Annotated in this window: 15 protein-coding genes; 4 read left to right on the top strand and 11 right to left on the bottom strand. The window is 44.4% G+C overall.

Translation table 11 applies throughout. The features are described from left to right. Window positions 1-345: alpha amylase C-terminal domain-containing protein (locus tag VFW36_RS04575; protein ID WP_329657632.1), on the top strand; the 345-nt coding region annotated here is incomplete at its 5' end. Window positions 346-352: 7 nt separating this feature from the next. Here VFW36_RS04575 and glgP read toward each other — a convergent pair. Genes glgP through VFW36_RS04620 form a run of 9 tightly spaced genes read right to left on the bottom strand, consistent with a single transcriptional unit; the run spans window position 353 to window position 15,300 of the window. Further along, the gene (glgP, locus tag VFW36_RS04580) at window positions 353-1,996 is read right to left on the bottom strand and encodes an alpha-glucan family phosphorylase (protein ID WP_329657633.1); all 1,644 of its coding nucleotides are present in this window, start codon (window positions 1,994-1,996) and stop codon (window positions 353-355) included. Between the two features lie 40 nt (window positions 1,997-2,036). Further along, complete coding sequence (gene glgB / locus VFW36_RS04585; protein ID WP_329657634.1) at window positions 2,037-3,977, bottom strand: 1,4-alpha-glucan branching protein GlgB; 1,941 nt, start codon at window positions 3,975-3,977, stop codon at window positions 2,037-2,039. Next, window positions 3,974-5,452, bottom strand: coding sequence for a glycogen synthase GlgA (gene glgA / locus VFW36_RS04590; RefSeq protein WP_329657635.1), 1,479 nt, complete (start codon window positions 5,450-5,452; stop codon window positions 3,974-3,976). The genes glgB and glgA overlap by 4 nt, the downstream gene beginning before the upstream one ends. Beyond that, on the bottom strand, window positions 5,445-6,269 hold the full coding sequence (locus tag VFW36_RS04595) for an ROK family protein (RefSeq protein ID WP_329657636.1): 825 nt from the start codon (window positions 6,267-6,269) through the stop codon (window positions 5,445-5,447). The genes glgA and VFW36_RS04595 overlap by 8 nt, the downstream gene beginning before the upstream one ends. Beyond that, window positions 6,266-7,687: a glycogen/starch synthase gene (locus VFW36_RS04600; RefSeq protein WP_329657637.1), complete on the bottom strand. Its 1,422-nt coding sequence runs from the start codon at window positions 7,685-7,687 to the stop codon at window positions 6,266-6,268. The genes VFW36_RS04595 and VFW36_RS04600 overlap by 4 nt, the downstream gene beginning before the upstream one ends. Next, window positions 7,680-8,702 carry a UTP--glucose-1-phosphate uridylyltransferase gene (locus VFW36_RS04605; RefSeq protein ID WP_329657638.1) on the bottom strand — a complete coding sequence of 341 codons (1,023 nt, stop codon included), beginning with the start codon at window positions 8,700-8,702 and terminating at the stop codon, window positions 7,680-7,682. The genes VFW36_RS04600 and VFW36_RS04605 overlap by 8 nt, the downstream gene beginning before the upstream one ends. Further along, window positions 8,695-10,746 carry an alpha-amylase/4-alpha-glucanotransferase domain-containing protein gene (locus VFW36_RS04610; RefSeq protein WP_329657639.1) on the bottom strand — a complete coding sequence of 684 codons (2,052 nt, stop codon included), beginning with the start codon at window positions 10,744-10,746 and terminating at the stop codon, window positions 8,695-8,697. The genes VFW36_RS04605 and VFW36_RS04610 overlap by 8 nt, the downstream gene beginning before the upstream one ends. A gap of 16 nt (window positions 10,747-10,762) precedes the next feature. Further along, complete coding sequence (locus VFW36_RS04615; protein ID WP_329657640.1) at window positions 10,763-12,793, bottom strand: glycoside hydrolase family 57 protein; 2,031 nt, start codon at window positions 12,791-12,793, stop codon at window positions 10,763-10,765. Next, window positions 12,793-15,300 (bottom strand): sugar phosphate nucleotidyltransferase, encoded by a 2,508-nt coding sequence (locus tag VFW36_RS04620; RefSeq protein WP_329657641.1) that lies wholly within the window; start codon window positions 15,298-15,300, stop codon window positions 12,793-12,795. The genes VFW36_RS04615 and VFW36_RS04620 overlap by 1 nt, the downstream gene beginning before the upstream one ends. A 180-nt stretch (window positions 15,301-15,480) precedes the next feature. Here VFW36_RS04620 and VFW36_RS04625 point away from each other — a divergent pair, with 180 nt between their 5' ends. From VFW36_RS04625 to VFW36_RS04635, 3 genes are all read left to right on the top strand, one after another. Next, window positions 15,481-15,762, top strand: a complete 282-nt coding sequence (locus VFW36_RS04625; protein WP_329657642.1) for a DUF1294 domain-containing protein — start codon at window positions 15,481-15,483, stop codon at window positions 15,760-15,762. 119 nt (window positions 15,763-15,881) lie between these two features. Continuing rightward, entirely contained in the window at window positions 15,882-16,421 is a 540-nt protein-coding gene (msrA, locus tag VFW36_RS04630) for a peptide-methionine (S)-S-oxide reductase MsrA (protein ID WP_329657643.1), read from the top strand. A 141-nt stretch (window positions 16,422-16,562) separates the two neighbouring features. After that, the gene (locus tag VFW36_RS04635) at window positions 16,563-17,402 is read left to right on the top strand and encodes a BRO family protein (protein WP_329657644.1); all 840 of its coding nucleotides are present in this window, start codon (window positions 16,563-16,565) and stop codon (window positions 17,400-17,402) included. A 250-nt stretch (window positions 17,403-17,652) separates the two neighbouring features. Here VFW36_RS04635 and VFW36_RS04640 read toward each other — a convergent pair whose 3' ends face one another. Both VFW36_RS04640 and VFW36_RS04645 read right to left on the bottom strand, forming a co-directional pair. Then, the gene (locus tag VFW36_RS04640) at window positions 17,653-18,552 is read right to left on the bottom strand and encodes a hypothetical protein (RefSeq protein ID WP_329657645.1); all 900 of its coding nucleotides are present in this window, start codon (window positions 18,550-18,552) and stop codon (window positions 17,653-17,655) included. Between the two features lie 46 nt (window positions 18,553-18,598). Further along, on the bottom strand, window positions 18,599-20,577 hold a 1,979-nt coding region (locus VFW36_RS04645; RefSeq protein ID WP_329657646.1), incomplete at its 5' end, for a hypothetical protein.

Here is a 20,577-nt window from a genome sequence, read left to right on the forward strand (position 1 = left end):
CGTGAGGGTTTCACACGCGGTTTATGCGGGCAGTTTACTCAGGTGTACCATCTGAATAATGAACACAAAGTGATTGCATATCATCGATGGGACAAGGGGGGCGTTGCGGATGATGTTGTGATCGTTGCAAATTTCTCGCATGAGGCACAAGAAGACTACGTTATCGGTTTTCCGAGTGAGGGAGCATGGAAGCTCCGTTTCAATAGTGATTGGGAAGGGTACAATGACGATTTTGGCAACTATCTAAGTACCGACATCCTCACCGACCGAGGAGACTGCGACTCACTCCCCTATTATGCTTCGATTTCGATCGGAGCGTATAGCGTACTAATTTTTTCGCAATAAATGCTTCTCAGGTGTTATACATCTTAGTGTAATACTCATGCACCATACGCCCAGAATCAAACGCAGGGATAACATGCGACATCGCATTTTTCATCATCTGTGTCCACTGCTCTTGTTTATCATAATACATCGGGATAATCTCGTTTTCGAGCATATCCATCATATTTTTATTGTCTTCAGCGTCCTGAAGCTCTATCGGCTGACTATGATCAATAGGTGGAATGGTGAAAGAGTTAATGGTGTGTTTCGCAAATTCTGGATGCCATCCATCATCAGTCGAAAAATGAATTGAGCCGTTCATACTCGCCGTCATACCGCTCGTTCCACTCGCTTCTCTCGAAACACGCGGGGTATTGAGCCACAAATCAGACCCTTTTTTGAGCATTCGAGAGAGATCCAGCTCATATCCGACCAAAACCGCCATATTAGGATAATCATGGCTGATATGAATCAGCTCATTGAAAACATTGATCGCATTGGTATCAAACGGATAAGGTTTACCCGCCCAAATAATCTGAATGGGTTGTACGGTACGCTCAAGAAGCTTTTTAAATCGGGCAAAATCGTGCTTGATAAGCCCCGGACGTTTGTATTCTGCAAATCGGCGAGCCCATACAATCGTCAGAATATCAGGATTAAAGACCTTTCCGGTCTGATCGGCTACGATAGCAAACAACTCCCGTTTGAGATGTTTTTTACGGCTAATGATCTGATAATCTTCGTGATCATCCAACGCAGCGAGCAAATCTTTATCGGTCCAGAAACGGCGGTTTTGGGCATTGGTAACATAAATGATTTCGGAACGCCCCTCGCAATCTTTCCACATACGGTTCGCTACCTCTCCATGAAATTTGGAGACACCGTTGGTAAGTTTTGCGGAACGCAATGCCCCCACCGTAAGGTTGAAATTCTGCTCATTTTCCATCTTCATAATGGAACGAACTGTCTCTAACTGCAAACCGTTAAAGAAACCGAATTTATGGAGCAACTCAATGTTATGCTGTTCATTACCTGCATCTTCAGGGGTGTGGGTGGTAAAGACAACCCGTTTTTTTACTTCATCCATATTACGGTATTTATCATAAAGTTCAAAAACGAGCGGCAATGCGTGCCCCTCATTCATATGATATATTTCGATGGATTGCTTCAGTGCTTCAAGAACCTTGACTCCGCCGATCCCCAAAACAATCTCTTGGGAGATTCGGGTCTCTTCATTCGCATCGTAGAGCTTATGGGTAATCGTACGAGCTAAAAAATCGTTTTCGGGAATATCGGTTGAGAGGAGAATCAACGGAGCTGAACCGAAAATATCAGGTGAGAGATAAAATGCTTTAATATAAACATCCTGAGAATGGATACTCACTTTCGCCTGAATCCCTAAATCTTTGAGAAAATAGTAGTGTTTACGGACGAATTCAGCTTTGAGCGTTCGATCCGGACTGCGCGTTTGATCATAATAACCGAAACTCCACAAAATACCGACACCGACAATATTTTGATGAAGATCATACGCACTGCGCATGTGTGAACCGGACAAAAATCCCAACCCGCCGGAATATATTTTAAGCCCTTGATGGATAGCAAATTCCATTGAAAAATAGGCGACGCTTTTTGTGTATTTCGAGTCAAACTCATAGTCGTGCAAAATCATAGCGACCTCACTTTTTGCATATCTTTCAATATTCTACCTACTAATCCTTAATGATTTGTTTGAGATACAACACACCCAACGGCGGCAATGTCAGGGTAAGCGAATAGGGATGGGAGTGCATGGGAGATTTTTGAGTGTGAAGGGAGGCTATATTACCGATTTTCCACCCCTCATAATAATGAGACTGCGAGTTGAATATCTCGGTGTATTCTCCTTCATAAGGAACGCCTAATGGGAAGTTTTCTCGCGTCTCATCAGAGAAATTGCACACCACGTAGATATTTTCACTCGAGATGTCGCTTTTGCGGATAAAACTGATGCAATTATGTCCGCTATCGCGATCATCGATCCACTCGAACCCTTCGCGCTTCTCATCGTACTGATGCAAGGCACGCTCCTGCGCATAAAGTCCGTTTAGATCCGAGAGCATCTTTTGGATACCGCGATGAAGCGGAAAATCGAGCAAATGCCAATCGAGAGAGCGTTCAAAACTCCACTCCGCAAACTGAGCTATCTCGCCCCCCATAAAGAGAAGTTTCTTCCCCGGATGCGCCATCATATAGGCGTACAAAGCTCTGAGATGAGCAAATTTTTGATTCACATCACCGGGCATTTTGTTGATCAAAGAGCCCTTCATGTGAACGACCTCATCGTGACTCAGCGGGAGCATAAAGTTCTCATCAAATCCGTACCACATACTAAACGTGAGCTGATGGTGGTGATGCTGACGGTAGATAGGGTCACGGCTCATGTATTTGAGGCTATCGTGCATCCATCCCATGTTCCATTTGAAGCCGAATCCCAGTCCACCGACGTCTACCGGACGGGTTACCATCGGATAGGCGGTTGACTCTTCGGCGATCATCAGAATATCGGAACACTCTCCATAGAGAGCGATATTGAGTTTTTTCAAAAATTCTACCGCTTCGAGATTAATATCTCCGCCGTATTTGTTGGGAACCCATTCCCCCTCTTTACGGGCATAGTTGAGGTATAACATCGAAGCAACCGCATCGACTCGGATACCGTCGATATGGTAATAATCCAGCCAAAACATCGCCGAGCTGATCAAAAATGACTGCACTTCGTTGCGTCCGTAGTTGAAAATAATGCTGCCCCACTCGGGATGGAACCCCTGACGCGGATCTTCATGCTCATAGAGCGCCGTTCCGTCGAAGTTAATCAGACCGTGCATATCGACCGCAAAATGTGACGGTACCCAGTCCATGATGACCCCGATTCCGTTTTGATGGAGCGTATCGATCAGATGCATCAAATCCTGAGGCGTTCCGAATCGTGCCGTGGCGGCGAAATAGCCCACCACCTGATACCCCCATGAACCGAAAAACGGATACTCGGTGAGAGGCATAAACTCGACATGGGTATAATTCATCTCTTTTAGATATGCGACCAATTCCACGGCTAGTTCACGGTAGGTGAGAAAGCGGTTCTCCTCTTCAACCTTGCGTCTCCAAGAGCCTACATGCATCTCATAGACGCTGATAGGGGCATCATGAGCATTCCGCTTATAGCGTGATGACATCCACTGTGCATCATCCCATCCATAGTTTTCCAGACTCCACACACGCGATGCCGATTTCGGAGGCATCTCGGCGTAAAAGCCAAACGGATCGCTTTTGTCATGGACGATATTGTGAAATTTGGAGGCGATGTGGTATTTATAGGTGAGCCCCTGCTCTACCCCTTCGATAAACCCTTCCCATATCCCCGAGTCATCCCCTCGCAATCTCAGCGGATGCGATTCGGTGTGATAATCGTTGAAATCGCCTCGGACACTCACGTACGCCGCATTGGGTGCCCATACCGAGAAATAGACCCCCTCTTTGCCGTTATGACTCATCGGATGGGAACCGAGCTTGTTGTATAGCTTGGTATGGGTCCCTTGTTTAAACAGATAAATATCGAGTTCGCTCAATAACGAAACATCATAGCTTAGCGGGTGGTGTTGGATAATTCTCATGCGCCTCTTCTCCCCGCTTTGATCCGATAATAAAGCGCCTCATACTCTTTGGCGGCATGATGCCAGTCAAATCGTCTCTCCATCGCGTTTCGCTGCATTTGTTCAAACCCTTCTCTCTCGTTGTACCACGTATAGACCGCCCAACCGACCGTATTGATCAGCGCATCGGGGGTCGCATCGTAAAATTTAAACCCCGTCCCGTCTTTGGCATTGTTTTGGTAATTCTCAATCGTATCGTCCAACCCGCCCGTTGCTCGGACAATCGGAAGCGTCCCGTAGCGGAGCGAATAGATTTGGTTCAACCCGCACGGCTCAAACAGCGAAGGCATCAAAAACAGATCGCTCCCCGCTTCGATTTGGTGTGCCAGATCGTTTCGATACCCGATATAGCAGCCGAATTTGTGAGGATAGCGTCCGGCAATATCGCTGAAAAAATGTTCCGCCCACAACTCTCCCGCTCCGAGGAGGACAATCTGTATCTCCATGTGCATCAGGGCGTGGATGGCGTGGACGATCAACTCGATCCCTTTTTGCTCGACCAATCGTCCGACCAAACCGATCAACGGAACATCATCACGATGCGGGAGTCCGAACGTGTGTTGGAGTGCTCTTTTACATATCTGTTTCCCGCTCATATCCCCCCGATCAAACGTTTCGGCAATAAACGGATCGAGCGCGGGGTTCCACTCCTCATAATCGACCCCATTGAGGATACCATGGAGCTTAAATGAATTATTATTGATAAGAGCTTCAAGCCCCCATCCAAACTCAGCGCTCCGAATCTCTTGGGCGTAGCGGCGGCTCACCGTACTGATCGCATCGGCATGGACGATCCCCCCTTTGAGGAGATTTATCCCGTCATACTCTTCGATCTCATTGGCGTTAAAATGCTCCCATCCGATGTCGAGGACATCCATAGCTCCCTTGTAGTATCGACCCTGATGTTGGAGGTTATGGATCGTGAGGAGTGATCCGCTGTAGGCGAAATCGCCATCATACGCATAGTGGGTATTGAGCATCATAGGGATTGCGGCGGTATGCCAGTCGTTGGCATGGATCACATCGGGATGAAATCGGAGTTTTTTGGCGAGCTGCATCACAGCACGGGAGAAAAAGATAAAGCGGTTATCGTTATCGAGATAGCTGTATCCCCCCTCCTCATACAATCCGCCCCGTCCGAAATACCCCTCATGATCGATAAAGTAAACGGGAATTTCCGTTCCGGGGAGGAGCCCCTCATAAACACCTGCCCATATCTCCCCCATAGCACCCATCGGGACACCGAGACCTCCCTCCATGAGTTTGAGACCAAATTTCTCGCGATCCACGACGTAGTATCGAGGCATTACCAGACGTATATCGTGCCCCAGAGCTTTAAGCGCTTTGGGCAATGCTCCGGCGACATCCGCCAACCCGCCGCTTTTGGCGAAGGGGACGATCTCCGATGCGGCAAATAAAATACGCAGCTTATCCATGAGAGTTCTCCAATAGTTTTGCCCCCTCTAGCGGGGCATTTTGTAATGCGCTGATTTCGAGACGCATATTTTGCAATGCGGGAAAAAGTGCATAGTAGTGTAGTTTTTCTCGTAACAGTGTAGCCAAATAGGGGTTCTGCTCGATTACCCCACCGCCTAGCACCAAGATTTCAGGATTGCCCAATGTCACCAACACCCCTGCGGCATGAAGCAAAGCCTCTTCGAACTCCTCCGCTATCAAAGAGCCTTGGAGCTCTGATAAAATGGCCGTTTCTTCCATCTCGTAATGGGTAAGCCATTTGGCGATCCCCGATCCCGAAGCGTAGAGTTCCAAACAGTTGCTCCGTCCGCATCCGCATACCAGCGGAGAGGATTTATAGGGAATGTGCCCGATCTCGAACGCCATATTATGCGATCCTCTCACAATTCGTCCCTGATCGATCACTGCCGCCCCAAGCCCCGTACCGACGTAGAGTGCGGCGATACTCTGCGATTTCCAATACGCCGCTTCGGCGCGCACCGCACAGTTGAGATCGTTATCGATTCCAAGGGGGATACCGTAGCGTCTCTCCACCTCGTGAGCAATTTTATAGGTGTCAATATGAATATTGGGAGCGGAGAGAATTTCCCCATTTTCCACCTGCCCCGCATACGCAATCCCGATAAAATCGATGCGGGGATGATGTTCTATCACTCTATCGATATATTCCAACAGCCCTGTTTCAGTACTGGAGAGGGTTTCACGGATGATGGTATCTCCATCTCGCACTTCACTGCGCAGATGGGTACCGCCTATATCGATAAAGAGCTTTTTCATTTGAGAACTCTTTGGTAGAGTTTTAGGTACTCTTGCGCACTCTTCGACCATGAGTAATCGCATCTCATATTGTGATTGACGATCATCTCAAAACGCTTTTTATCGCCATAGAGTTCACACCCTTTTTTAACAGCAGATAAAAGTGCACGCGAAGTAGCAGATGTGAGGAGTATCCCGAATCCCGATGCGCTTTCTTCCTCAAACGATTCGAGCTTTTTCACCGTATCCGCCAATCCCCCGACACGATTCACGATAGGGATTGCCCCATACGCGAACGCAATCATCTGATTCAACCCACACGGCTCGAAAAGCGATGGCATCACCAAAAAGTCCGCCGCCGCATACATCCGGTGTGATAATGCTTCATCATACCCCGACGTCACCGATACATTGGCATAACGCTCAGCTATCGCGTTTAACGCATCACCATAGGCTCCACCCCCCTCGCCGAGCACTGCGATAGTGCACTCCAACTCCGCCATTTTCGGAAGAGTCTCGATCAATAGATCTATCCCCTTTTGGTGGGCGAGGCGACCGATAAAGACAAAGAGAGGTTTCGTTACACCTTTGAGCCCCAACTGTTTGAGGAGATCACTTTTAGAGGCTTTTTTTCCTTTGGCGCTCGTATAGCACTCTATCAATGCCGCATCGGTAGCGGGAGAAAAATGATCCGTATCGATCCCGTTGAGGATTCCGTGCAGTTTGCGTTTGTGAAACTGCAAGAACCCCTCCAAACCGCACCCGAATTCTGGGGTTAAAATCTCTTTGGCATAGGTGGGACTGACGGTCGTTATCACATCCGCATAGGCGATCCCCGCTTTCATATAGTTCACCTGATTGTAAAACTCCAACGCTTCCATCGTGAAATAGCGCTCATCGATCCCGATGCGAGGGAGAATAGAGGACTCAAATACCCCTTGATAGGCGAGATTGTGGATAGTGTAGAGGGTTTTAGCCTTGATAGCGGTATCTTCTTTGATGAACAGTGCCGCCAACGCACACTGCCAATCGTTGAGGTGCAACAATGCATACGGTTCACGACGCACCATTTCGCGCAACACATAGGAATAGAGGGCAAAGCGCTCCGCATTATCCTCATATCCGCACTCAGCGCTCCCGTAGAGAAACTCCCGATCGCACAATAACGGCGCATACACAAAGCGGTACTCCATCCCATCAAGCGTCGTTCCGTGGAGTTCGACAGGATAGACATTCTCTCCCATCGTTATCTCAAACGATTCGAGGCGGGCGATATTGAAACGTTTACGATCGATGAGACGGTATAACGGGAGCACGACGGTCACATCGTAACTCTCTCGAAGTGCTCTGGGGAGCGAATGAGAGACATCCGCCAACCCGCCGGTTTTGACAAAAGGGTACACTTCGCTCGATGCGAACAACAGAGACTTTTTATTCATGGTTGCTCTCCCGTAATAGTTTCGCCGCCAGTTCCGGTGTGACGGGGTTGATAAGGATGCCGCTCGTATTTTCAAATCCGCCGTGACGATACAGACGGGGCATAATGCGGATCGTAAAGCGACACAGCTCGGATAGGTCTTCCCCCGCGTAATCGATCAGCGGAGGGGTAGAGACGGATAGATTGAAATGAAATACCCCTAATTGCCGCTTCAGCTTCTGCAACGTGGAGACGAGCAACGTCGAAATAGTCTCTATCTGTTCCGCCTTGAGGGTATCGATATGACCTCGCTCATATGCCGAAGAGATCATCACCTCAAACGGATAGCCGCTCGCATAGGGGCAAAATGAGGTAAATCCCCCCGCTTTCTCGATAATGCGGCTTTGCATCTGCTCTTCTTGCGATACAATGGATTCCATCAGAGGATGGGCATTGCCTTGGTAATACTCATAAGCGCGGCGATAGAGTTCGCTATGTGATTTTGGAACCAACGGCAATGCGATGAGTTGGGTATGACAATGGCTCATCGATGAGCCCGCATTTTTCCCCTCGTTTTTAAAAAGCGAGATATGGGTGATACGGTGATCGCGCCGCAAATCCCCAACCCGCTGGGCAAGTGTTGTGAACCACATGATCGCATCCTGCACACCCCATTCACACATCGAGGTAGTATGTCTCGGGGTATCGATTATCACCTCATGCGCGCCGAACCCCTCACGGTATTCAAACAATCCGAAATGGTGATTCGGGGGCGTTTCGATCTGCACCGCTTTAAAGAGGTTGGGGACGACTCGGGTTTGCCATCCTGATTCATTGATAATGCTCCCCTCATCACGGAGCGCATAAATCTCACGGGGCGTTAAAGCCTCATTCCCCTCGCAAAACGGGCACGGTTCACTCGGATAAGGTTCGGGCACGATCTTCTCCAACGACTCCACCTCATCGGGATGACGAAGCCGCTCAGGGGCAATGATGACGTGCAGATCATGCAGCCGATCGTACCGTATTTCAGACATCCGTTATCTCCAACGATCCGCTAAAGGTGAATAATCTCTCAAAACCGACACCTATCGCCACACTCACCCCTTGCGTCGTCAAATCAAACCCCTGCTCGCTTTGAGAAAGAGTTTTGAGCTTAAAACAGCGGACATCGCAGCGCGTATCCAGCTTGATCGTCACCATTTTACCTAAAATCGTGTCATACAACTCCACCTTATCGCACGAGAGCCATTCCATCTCATCGTCTGCCACGATTCCATTGATAAGCAGGGTATCGGGACACGAAAAATGGAAATTGTGTTCCATCACATACACAAGTCTCCCCTCGCGATCACACGAAAATCGTATCTCAAAATCGACTCCATTCTCATGGGGGGTGTAGCGTTTTTCGAGTCGTGCATCCGATTTTTCGGGAGAGTAGAGACCGCCCTCACGGGAAAACATGATTTTTTGCTGATCGAACTCTACGTCAAAGGGCTGATTGGCAAAATCGCCGTATTCACGGAAACGGCAGTGGCGAAAACCATTCAGATCGAAACTCTCGTCGCTGATATGGTCGATAAACGAATTTTTGAGATACCAGTCATAGATGATCGCGTCGCGCAAAGACTCATCGATTTGTCCCATTGCGGTGTGGATCGTATCGATCCCCTCCTCCGCCGGAGTCTCCGCTTCACATACCCCCTCATTACAAATCGGTTCTAAAATCCGCTGATGGTAGGACTCTTTTCGACGGGTAAGGGTATTTTGGTAGTTGAAACATCGATCTCTGCTGTCCAACTCCACAAGCTGTCCACCGTAGGCGCTATCAAATCGCCATATCAGCGCAGGGGTTACGATTTTGATCTTCTCATACCCGTCGAGTTCATTGTTATACGACTCGATAACGCTTCTTGAAGCGTATCGGATATTTTCGCACTCGATGAGGTAGCGGTATGAGGTATCTCGCAGATTAGGGAGATAGAGACCGCCGAATACTCCGTGCCAGAGCGAATCGTTCGTTTGGAGTTTATAGAGGGCATTGTCAAACTCCTCGCACCCCATCTCTTCACGCAAAGCGGAGAGTTCCAGCATCCGTTTGTGGATGCGGTTGCTCTCGGGGTATTTGACAAAAAAATTCTTCCAAATCCCCCCTTTGAGAAACTTTACCCCCTCGCGCTCATACCGATCAAACCCCATCTCCTGTTTGAATAGCTCCAGAGCGTGAGCATCATCGGCGCGCAAACTCCACTCCCCCATCTCATAGTACGATACGTTCGGGAGATAGGCGATCCCGCGCGGTTTTTCGGTTCGGTAGTATTCACCGAAGTGGCGCGTCTCGATTTTATCATCCGCCAAAATCGCTTCGACAAACTTCTCCAGCCACCCTTTCTCATACACCCACGCATAGGTTCCCGGCCACATTCCGAACTTTTCGGCATCATCGAAGATGATAGCGGCAGAGTTTTTCTCCCGCGTGTAGCTTTTAATCGCACCCAGTGCTTTCTCGACACTCATAAACGGCAGTGCGTAACGAAGCTTTTTACTGATCGGAAAGAGTCCGATTTGTTCTCCCCCCTCTTCACTGAGATAGTACCCGTCCAGTATCGCCTCATCAAACCCCGCGCACTGGAAATGGTAATCATCCATTACCGTATACTTTATGCCACTCTTGGTCAGATCAGGGATCAAAGAGGACTCCCATACCCGCTCGGTGAGCCATAATCCTTTGGGATTTTGTTTAAACCTGCTTGCAATCGAGTCGTTGAGTCGGTTGATTTGCGCTACCCGATCCGCAGAGGGGATAACGCTCAAAATCGGCTCATAATACCCCGCGCTGAAAAACTCGATGCTCCCCGCTTTGGAGAGTTTTTGGATTTGTTTGTAGAGTTTTGGATCACGTTCTTCGATCTGCTCCATCAGCCATCCGCTGCAATGGACACTGAAACGAAACGTCGGATAGCGGCTCATCACCTCAAAAAAAGGTTTGTAACATACCTCTATCGCATGCTCGATCACCCAGCCGAAATTATCGATCGGCTGATGCATGTGGATACCGAATAAAAGCGCTGTTTTCGACATACTCTCCCCTTTTTTCCTACACAAACCAGTTGGTGGCGTAATGTATGTTCAAATCGATACTTAATGCACCGTTTCCGGGCATCGTTTGGAGGATTTCAGAACCGCTGATCAACTCGAAGCGCAGATGAAACCGCCTCATCTCACCGAAACGGCGTCGTGAGATGGCGATCTCGATCCGCTCTTCCATCGCCACTTGATCACTCTCGGCACACGTGAGCTGCTCCAAATCATACTCGATCCGTTCCCCGCTCTCTTCGACAATCACCAGCAGTTTTAAACCTTGACGCAGTATTTGAGATAATCTCCCATCGAATGCCGCGTAAATCGCCCTCTTGTCATGCCCATAGTAGAGAGTATCGATCGGACCGCGTAAGCGATCCATCGTCGAGTAGAGTTTTCTCTCATCCATGCTCCCCGACCCGAGCCACTCAAAAAAGGAGGTGTATTTCCCATCGATCACGGGAGTCAGCGGCGAAGAGGGCTTCACGCAAAACGGTGCGCTCGTATTCAATGCAACAATCGGGATAAACAGACTTGCCGGAGGTGCCATCCCCAGCAAATCGTAAATCGCCACCAGATGCGCCCGAAACAGCGTATCAAATTCGCTCGCATAGTCGGTAACATGATCATCCCCGTACCACCAGAACCAGTCACTGCACTCAGACGCCAAAAAGTGATCCTCAATATGACGTGCAACCTCTTCGGTGATCTCACCGCTAAAATGTTCCACATCCCGTTTCGTCTGAAAGATCAGCTCCCACGCCTGATTTTTCTGCTGATGTCCCGACCATGTATCAAAGGTGCCGTGAATCCAGCTCCCCGGATGGAGCGTTGTGAGCGGGGTTTGTTCCTGTGATGCTATCTCATCCATTGTCGCGGTAGAACACCACGGAGTGTTCTCCAACCTTGTATAAAGGGCATTAAAAAAATCGAACCCGTTGTTCTCATAAAACTCCCACGCATTCTCCCCATCGACTATCACAAACACGGTGGGCTCACTTTGCGTCTCATAGATACTTTTGAGGGAACTTAGAAAATGTTCCGCCGCATCCTCAGCACCCTTATACCGATAGGTAAATCCGATCAGATCGCTCAAAGTATGATCGCGAAATCCGATCGTGATCCCCTGATAATCGTACGATTTATAGAGATGATGACGCTCCTCACTCCCCAACGAATGAAACAGTATCGCTTCATCGGTAGCGATCCACTCAATCCCGTATTGACGATAAAGAGCCACGCTTTTAGGATCAACCGCCCCCTCCGCAGGCCAAAAACCGCTCGGAGGACGCATAAACTTTTCCTCATACAGCGCAATGGAGCGCATTATGTGCCGATGGGCATCGTCTGCTAAAGGGATTGTTCTTTGAGGCAGGATGGTATGAGTATTGGCGATTGCAGCGTTTTCCATATCGATCAATAGCGGCAAGATCGGGTGAAAATAGGGAGTCGTCGAAACCGAAATACGCCCCTCCTCTTGCAGTGAGGCGTACAAAGGGATGATGGTTTGGACAAACTCGCATAACGTCTGTAACAAACGCTCTTTATCGTCCTGATCGAACCCCTCCCCTTGGCTCAAGAGCTCTTTGACGACGGTATTTTCACTTCGGAGATACTGCCCGCACCATGCCAGCATAAACAACGTCTCCAAATCGGTCAACTCATCATCGGAATAATCATGTTGAGTATAGAGAAACGCATAGCGTTTGATCGGTCGCACCATCGTATCAAACTGGCTTGATTTGCACAGCTTGATCACCCATGTACGTTCCTCATCGCTGAGCATTGAGGGGTGCTGAATCCACAGAGAGAGAAAATAGTCGTTTTTGAGCGGATCGAGATAGAGATCCAACTGCTCCATGAGAGTCGCCGTGAGATTAAACGTCGCTTTGATATTTGGGTAACGGCTCAAAAGCCACGGCATCTCATAATAGTCTTTGATGGCGTGCATAAACACCCACGGCATCCTCATTACTCCGCAGCTACCCCGATAATCGGGCTGATGCATGTGCCAGAAAAACGAGAGGCGAAGGGGCTCTGTTTCCATTAGGTACTCATCCATTCCTCGATTTTTGACTTATACGTTTCGCAGATTCGCTCCCCGTCTTCATTCGTCTTGGCTTGGATGTAGAGGTTGAGATTATCGCTGTATTGATCGGGGATCATGAGAACCCAATCCTGCGGTTTAAGCCAAATTTTAACCCCATCGAGTGTCGAGGATTTTTTACCCTTCGAATCTTCGAGGAACATCCGCATCATTTTCCCTTTATTCGCCTGCGTACAAGGGACTTGAAACGTATGATAGTAAAAACGGGGGAGCGATTCGATGAGTTGGGAGAGTTTCACCCGATTGTAGACGATCATCTCCAAAATTTTCAGTGTCGCATACATCGAATCGCGATGACTTGAAAACTCGGTAAAGGCGAAATTCCCCTCCCCAGTCGTTACCAAATCGTACTGCTTCATTTTATCCCGTTTGAAATTGGCGTATTGCCCCCGTTCGATCTCCAGATGTTCAAACTGAACAAAATCGGCCGCCCATGTCGGGAGAAATACCCGCTTCACTACCCCGTGATTTTTGGCTTCCATATTGAGCAACGTCAAGACGATAAACAATGCCGCCTGTTTGCTCAGTAAAATCCCTTTGTCGCACAATATATCCAACCGCTGTCCGTGCGGATAGATCATAAATCCGGCATCCAGATCGAGTGCCTTGATCACCGCACTCATATCTTCATGAGAAGCTTTGGTTAAAGAATTGATATTATCGAGACGCGGATTGTCGGGATGGGCATTGAAAAGTATATGATCGACCCCCATATCGTTGAGAATATCGGGAAAGACTTCCGACGCCATCCCATGCATCATATCGACCGCTACCCGACAATTTAGACACTTGAACATGTGCGATTTGAGCAGCTCTTCCATCCCTTTTTTATATCCGAGATACTCTTTGGCATGATCGGAGAGGTAGATTTGACCGATTCGAGAATAATCGACGCGACGAAAGGTCTCTTTGAAAAACGCTTTCTCGACCTTTTTCGCCATATCGTTATTGATACGGAGCGCTTCATGATTGAAAAAGGTGATGACGGTACTGGTCGGGTCATCCAACTTTTGATTGATGTGAATCCCTGCACTGTACTCATCATGGTAAGAGAGACTGCACCGCATTACGGCCGAGGGAATTGCGCCATAATCGAGAACATCTACCCCTGAGGAGAGCAACCCGCCCAAAAATGCCCGCTTGAGCATACGGGAACTTTTTGCACTGTCGCGTGATACAAGGATCGTAGAACCGACCGGCAGCTGTGCTCCGTACGCTTCGGCGAGTTTGGTCGCCATCTCACACGAAATCTCCACATTGCTTTTACCGATCACCAGCCCGTTTTCAAAAATGGAGTTTTTATATTTGCTCCCCAAAATCACACTTCGACTGACGATTGCGGCATTTTCGATCACTTTATCCGGCCAGATGGTCACGTCTTTTTCGACGATCACCAACTCCCCGATTTCGCACCCCTCTGCCAAGATCAATCCCGATTTCGCCGTGACGTTCTTGCCGATCCGATTGTTGTTGCAGATAACGCATCCGTCCAAACGGGCATTTTTGCCGATCTCGACATTGTTCCAGATGACGCTGTTGGAGATTTTCGCGGAACTCTCGATAATGACGTTATCCCCGATAACGACGTTGTTTAGTTTGGCACCTTTTTTGATCGCAACATTGTTTCCGATCACAACGATCCCGACCACATCAACGCTCTCATCGATGATATTGTCCTCTTCGCAGATCAGTACCCCATCAGGATATTTGATCGCCTCGCCGCTGAGCTGAAATTTGATTTTTCCCCGCAAAATATCCTCATACACATCACGGTAACTCTCAGGGTTCCCGACATCGCGCCAATACCCCTGCGCGTATCCCGCCATCAGATCGATCCCTTTGCGCATCAACGTCGGAAAAAGGTCTTTCGCAAAATCATAATTTTCATTATTCGGAATGTAGTTCAGGATTTCAGGCTCGATGATATAAATGCCCGTATTGATCGTATCGCTAAAGACTTCGCCCCAGCTCGGCTTTTCGAGAAATTTTTCGATTTTCCCCTCTTCATTGGCGATAACAACCCCAAATTCGAGAGGGTTTTCGACCGAAGTCAGGGTGATGGTGAGCTTGGAGTTTTTGGATTTGTGGTAGTCGAAAATCGCTTGAAAATCAAAATCGGTGACCAAATCACCGCTGATGATAATAAAGTTTTCATCTCCGATGTACTCTTGGGCTTTTTTGACTGCACCCGCCGTTCCATAGTCATCATCGGGAATGACATAGGTGATCTTTATCCCCCACTTGCTCCCGTCCTCAAAATACTCTTTGATTACATCGGGTTTAAAGTAGAGTAATATAATAAATTCTTTAATTCCTAAATTGCGTAAACTTACAATCGTATGCTCCATCATGGGACGGTTCATGATTGGTAACATAGGTTTAGGGATAGAATTCGTAAGCGGTTGTATCCGCGTACCGAACCCCCCAGCCATAATGACAGCCTTCATACATCTCCTTTAGAAAAAAGTGAATTGTCTCCGTGCTATTTATAATGCTTATGGTTAATCATATCACATGTTTTGCGGTTTGGTGTCATTTTGGTCATATTTTTTTTGAAATACATGACCGATACGTGACCATAGTGGATCCATTTTCCTTTGAATATCTCTTATGCTATACTCTTAGATATGAAAGCGTTTATTCTACTTTTTATCCTTTTCAATTTGATTACATTTGCTATTTTCGGCTTTGATAAATTTCTCGCACGCGCCAATCGACGACGGATCAGTGAGAAAACGCTTGTGACTTTAGCCATTGCGGGAGGGAGTGTGGGCGCTGTTTTCGCCCAAAAAGTCTTTCGCCATAAAACGCGTAAATTTCGATACCTTTTTTGGGTAATTTTAGTTATCCAGTTTGTTGCATTTGAATTGGCATGGAATTATGCGTCACATAACCATGTCATGTTTTAATGAGTCGGAGAAGTAGTAGCGATAACGCCTCAACGTGTCTATAAATTTTATTCGACATTTTACCGAGATGCTAGTATCATAAGTGCATAATATAGATATATTTTTTTGGGAGTAATACAATGAAATCATTATGGGTTCTTCTCCTCTTTACTTCTATGATGCTACATGCTTCGACTTTGTCAAAAGCCTATTATGCCGGAGGGTGTTTTTGGGGTGTTGAATATCATCTCGAAAAGCTAAAAGGGGTTAAAAAGGTCGAATCAGGATATATGGGAGGTCATGTTAAAAACCCTACCTACAGAGAAGTGGTGGCTCATAAAACGGGTCATTTAGAGACGGTCGAAGTGACCTATGATCCCGCCCTTATCTCGTATGAAACCCTGACAAAAGCTTTTTTCGAGATTCACGATCCGACCCAGCACGATGGTCAAGGACCCGACATCGGAGAGCAGTATCTATCCGCCATATTTGTAAGCGATGAAAAAGAGCGCCGAATTGTCCGTTCTTTGATACAAGAGTTAAACGCCAACGGTTATAAGGTCGCGACGAAACTCCTCCCACGCTCACCCTTTTATCCTGCCGAAACCTATCACCAAGACTACTACGTCAAAAATGCTAAACAACCCTATTGCCACGCGTATGTCAAAAGGTTTCGATAAAGACAGGGAAAATAAAGATTGAAAATATGGCAAATTGCCAATATATCGATCCATTTAAACGCGTTTAGATAAAATAAATCGGATATGCGCCAGACGAGGAACATTAAAAATGAAGATTGAAATTTGTGGTGAGGTATAGAGATGAACACACACGATACCATTCAAATTTTTGACACTAAAAAAGTACGTACCCTCTGGGATGAGGAGAATGAAAAGTGGTATATCTCTATTGTTGATGTAATTGAAATACTTACTGAAAGTGTTGACGCAACGGCATATTGGAGAAAATTAAAACAAAGACTCAACGCAGAAGGAAATGAAACCGTGACAAATTGTCACGGTTTGAAAATGAAAGCACCTGACGGGAAAATGAGACTCACCGATGTTGCCGATACCGAACAAATTTTCAGACTAATCCAGTCTATTCCAAGCCCAAAAGCAGAACCCTTTAAACTTTGGTTAGCACAAATCGCTAGTGAGCGCTTAGATGAGATACAAGACCCTGAGCTAAGTATAGATAGAGCATTAAAACAATATTTAGAGCTAGGATACAGTGAGAATTGGATCAACCAACGGCTAAAAAGTATCGAAATCCGCAAAGAACTTACCGATGAGTGGAAATCAAGAGGGATAAGAGAGGGGATGCAGTTTGCAACTCTCACCGATATTATCACCAAAACATGGGCAGACAAAACCACCAAAGAGTATAAAATTCTAAAAGGGTTAAAAAAAGAGAACCTACGGGATAACATGACCAACACCGAACTTATTTTAAACATGTTGGCGGAAGCTTCTACAAAAGATATTTCACAAGCACTAAGCCCTGAAACGTTTGAAGAAAGCAAAAAAGTAGCAGTCCAAGGTGGAAAAGTTGCCAAAGTAGCCCTCCAAGAGTTGGAAGCGCAAACGGGTAAAAAAGTGGTAACGAGTTTGAATGCAAAAAGTGTATTGGAAGCCACAGAACAAAAGAAAATTAAATAGCTGACACCTATTTTTCAAGAAAACGAAGGATAATTGACCCCCGCTACGCAGTGATTAACTCTAAATAAGAGCTGGCATAGGGAACAATACCCTAATTTACGTTTACCCCAACTCGCTCCGCTCGATCAGCCTAAACCGATTGAGGGCATAATAAAATTGTACCAAAAACTGATTTATAATCTACATTAATCGCTCCCACGCTCCCAAAATTGAGATTGAATAGCTGACCACTATTTGCAATAGTATACCCTCAAATTTTATTCATCAAAACTAATCCTGTTGAGTCTACGCATAAATCAATTTTAAACTTCATATTATTATTCATTTCGAATACAATTTGAACATCATGTTTTGTATTTTTATAAATACTATTCATATTTATTTCAGTGTCAGTTGGTTCTACTATGTTTGACAATATTTCATTCTTTTCCATATAGATAAAGCCATCCTTCAGGTTGTAATCAAAAGGCATAATGTCGTTAATTCTATCCATTTGACTATATAAAGTTCTAGGAAAAGGATACTCATTCCAATTTGTAACGTTAAGTTCAACAGAGATTGTTCTTACGAATTTTCCATTGATATACATTGGTAATGTTTGTTTTTGTATTTCAGGTTCCTTACCAAATAAGTAAAGTTCTATACCTGTATCCAATTTATTATCTGCTTTATATAACAATGAAAATAACTTCTCACCCAATTCTCTATTTATTTGAAATGGGATAAATAGATATAAATCTATTGATTCATTAATATTTATACTTTTTGGTAAGGTTGTAAGTTTTGATAAATATATTACATCTTTATCAATATAATAGTTTTGAAATGCTGGAATATTTTGTGTACCATCGAATAATATGCTGTTTAAGGACAAAGGCTTATTTCCGTTATTTGTTAACCTGAATTTATACCATGATCCGATTGAGCTAATATATGGGTCTTGACGATTCGTAGCAGTATAAACATGAATATTATCTTTATCCATCTGTAATAACTCTATTTTTAAATCATATTCCTTTGAAAAGAAAGAAGCTATTTTTTCATAAGCCTCTGGCAAATTATATATAGACGTAACTATGAATGATATGATTAATGGAATAGACCAAATCTTATGATTTTTTATATATTTTTCAAATTGTTCGAAATTCATCTAATATCCTTAAATTAAGTAAAAATTCAAATTATCTCATTATCATTTAAACAATATTTTCTCTTAACATATATCCAATAACCGAACCTTTTTCAATCAAAAAGTCCAAAATAACCATTAGCTTGCTTTTAAGAGCAGGAGTCTTTTTTATTTTTTCACGATTTTGAAAAATATATAGCCTTACAAAATTTTCAATATAGTAAATAGTATTCGTCTCAAGTTTTTTAGAAGAATAGTCTTTATTTTTATCCAAAATATTATAAATCCAATATATGCCATCATCAAAATATTGATTTCCAATATTCTTCAATAATCTAGCCAAAGAAAATAAGACTGATGGACAATGCCCAATTTTTTCTGCAATCTCTTGGAAAAATCTTTTATCAGATTCTTTAAATGAACGCCAATCTTTCGCAGTTTCTTTCCACTTAACTTGAGCGAAAAGATAACTTTGTACAATTTTTTCTATATACCAACGTTCTTCACCATCTTTACAGAGTTCTATAATCTTTTCTTTAAAAGCATTCCATATCAACCAAAAATTATCATATGTATATAATGCATCTTCTGCTTTTACAAACTCATTTAATAAATCTGCCATAGATTCAGATGAATTAAATCCATCTAAAAATGGATGCAAATATGATATGACTTCATCAGTAGAAGAATTGAGTACAAAATAAACATATTTCTCTAAAAAATTGTGTTTAACGCTATAGTCAACTTTTTCATCTCTTCTATCCGAAAGAAGTTCTTTAGCAAAAGCCTCAACAATATAATGAACAATCTTTTTATGATCCTCATTGTTTGTATTAAAAGGAATTAATAGAAATACAACGTTTAAATCATGTAAATCCAATTTGTCAATATTCAATAAATCATTGAATTCTAGTTGGCATTCAACAATACTTTTTAGAGCTTTTTCATTTTTTTTAATAAATTTTTCCATTACTTGAGAACTTGAAGTATGTGTACCCTGCTTATAACTTTCTTTTCTCATTTTTTGAAAGAGTTCTTCATATTTTGGCTTTAGTAGTAAATATCCGAACAATAAAGACTGTGCATTTTTAAAATCGTTTTCCCATAATTGACGAATGGCTATAATCGAAAAAATATTGAAACTTTGTCCACCCACAGGCTCTTCTTTAAATAAGGCAAAAAATAAAATAAGTTTTATTCCTTCACTTTCTTCTGGAAAAATTTCTAATAATTTTGGAAGTAATGAAATAGCTTGTTGTGCACCATCAGAAATTTGATAGCGATAATTTGGGCTGAATATAGATGATGCTATTTCTAGCAGTATATCTTTGCAAAAAGTTTTATCATCTTCATTCAATTCATCAATATAATCTCTTAAAAGGACTGCGCAGGCGAATGCCGGAATAGATGCATTGAATAAAAAAAATCCTCCATCTCCTAAAAAATTGTTTTCTAAATAATCAGGTTTTTCAATCTGATTTAATCTATCGATAATATCTTTGACCTCTTGTAAAGCTAGTTGTGGATTTGTCTCATATTGCTCATACTGCTTATATTTTTCATCATTTTTGAACTTATAGTCAGACCAAATTTTTAATGATGTATATTTCATAGCATCCAAGTTTTCCGCTACAGAATCATCCCTATATTTTTCTAAATCTGAATCAATTTCAGGATTAAAATGAATAAGTATCCCCTTTTCAGTTTTTTCTGTTTGAATATCCATCTTTCTTCTATCAATTCTAGACAGATATAATCTCCACGTCTTATCTTCGTCTATTTGTTCTAATTCAGTAGGTATCTTTTCATAATAATGATCTAATATCTTCCATAATACTTTTTGTCTTTCATCAGCTTCTTCTTCACCAACTTCATTACTTCGAAAACATTGGTATCTTAAAAATAAACTTTCCAAACTTGATTGACGGTGTTCATCTTTACAGGTCTCTATTCTTTCATCATCATAAAACTTGTTTGTATCAATTCCCCAGTTTTTAGCAATTGAATATAAGGATAATGTTTCGCTTTCACTAACTAATCTGCTAG

This window comes from Sulfuricurvum sp. (genome assembly GCF_036279695.1).
GTDB lineage: Bacteria > Campylobacterota > Campylobacteria > Campylobacterales > Sulfurimonadaceae > Sulfuricurvum.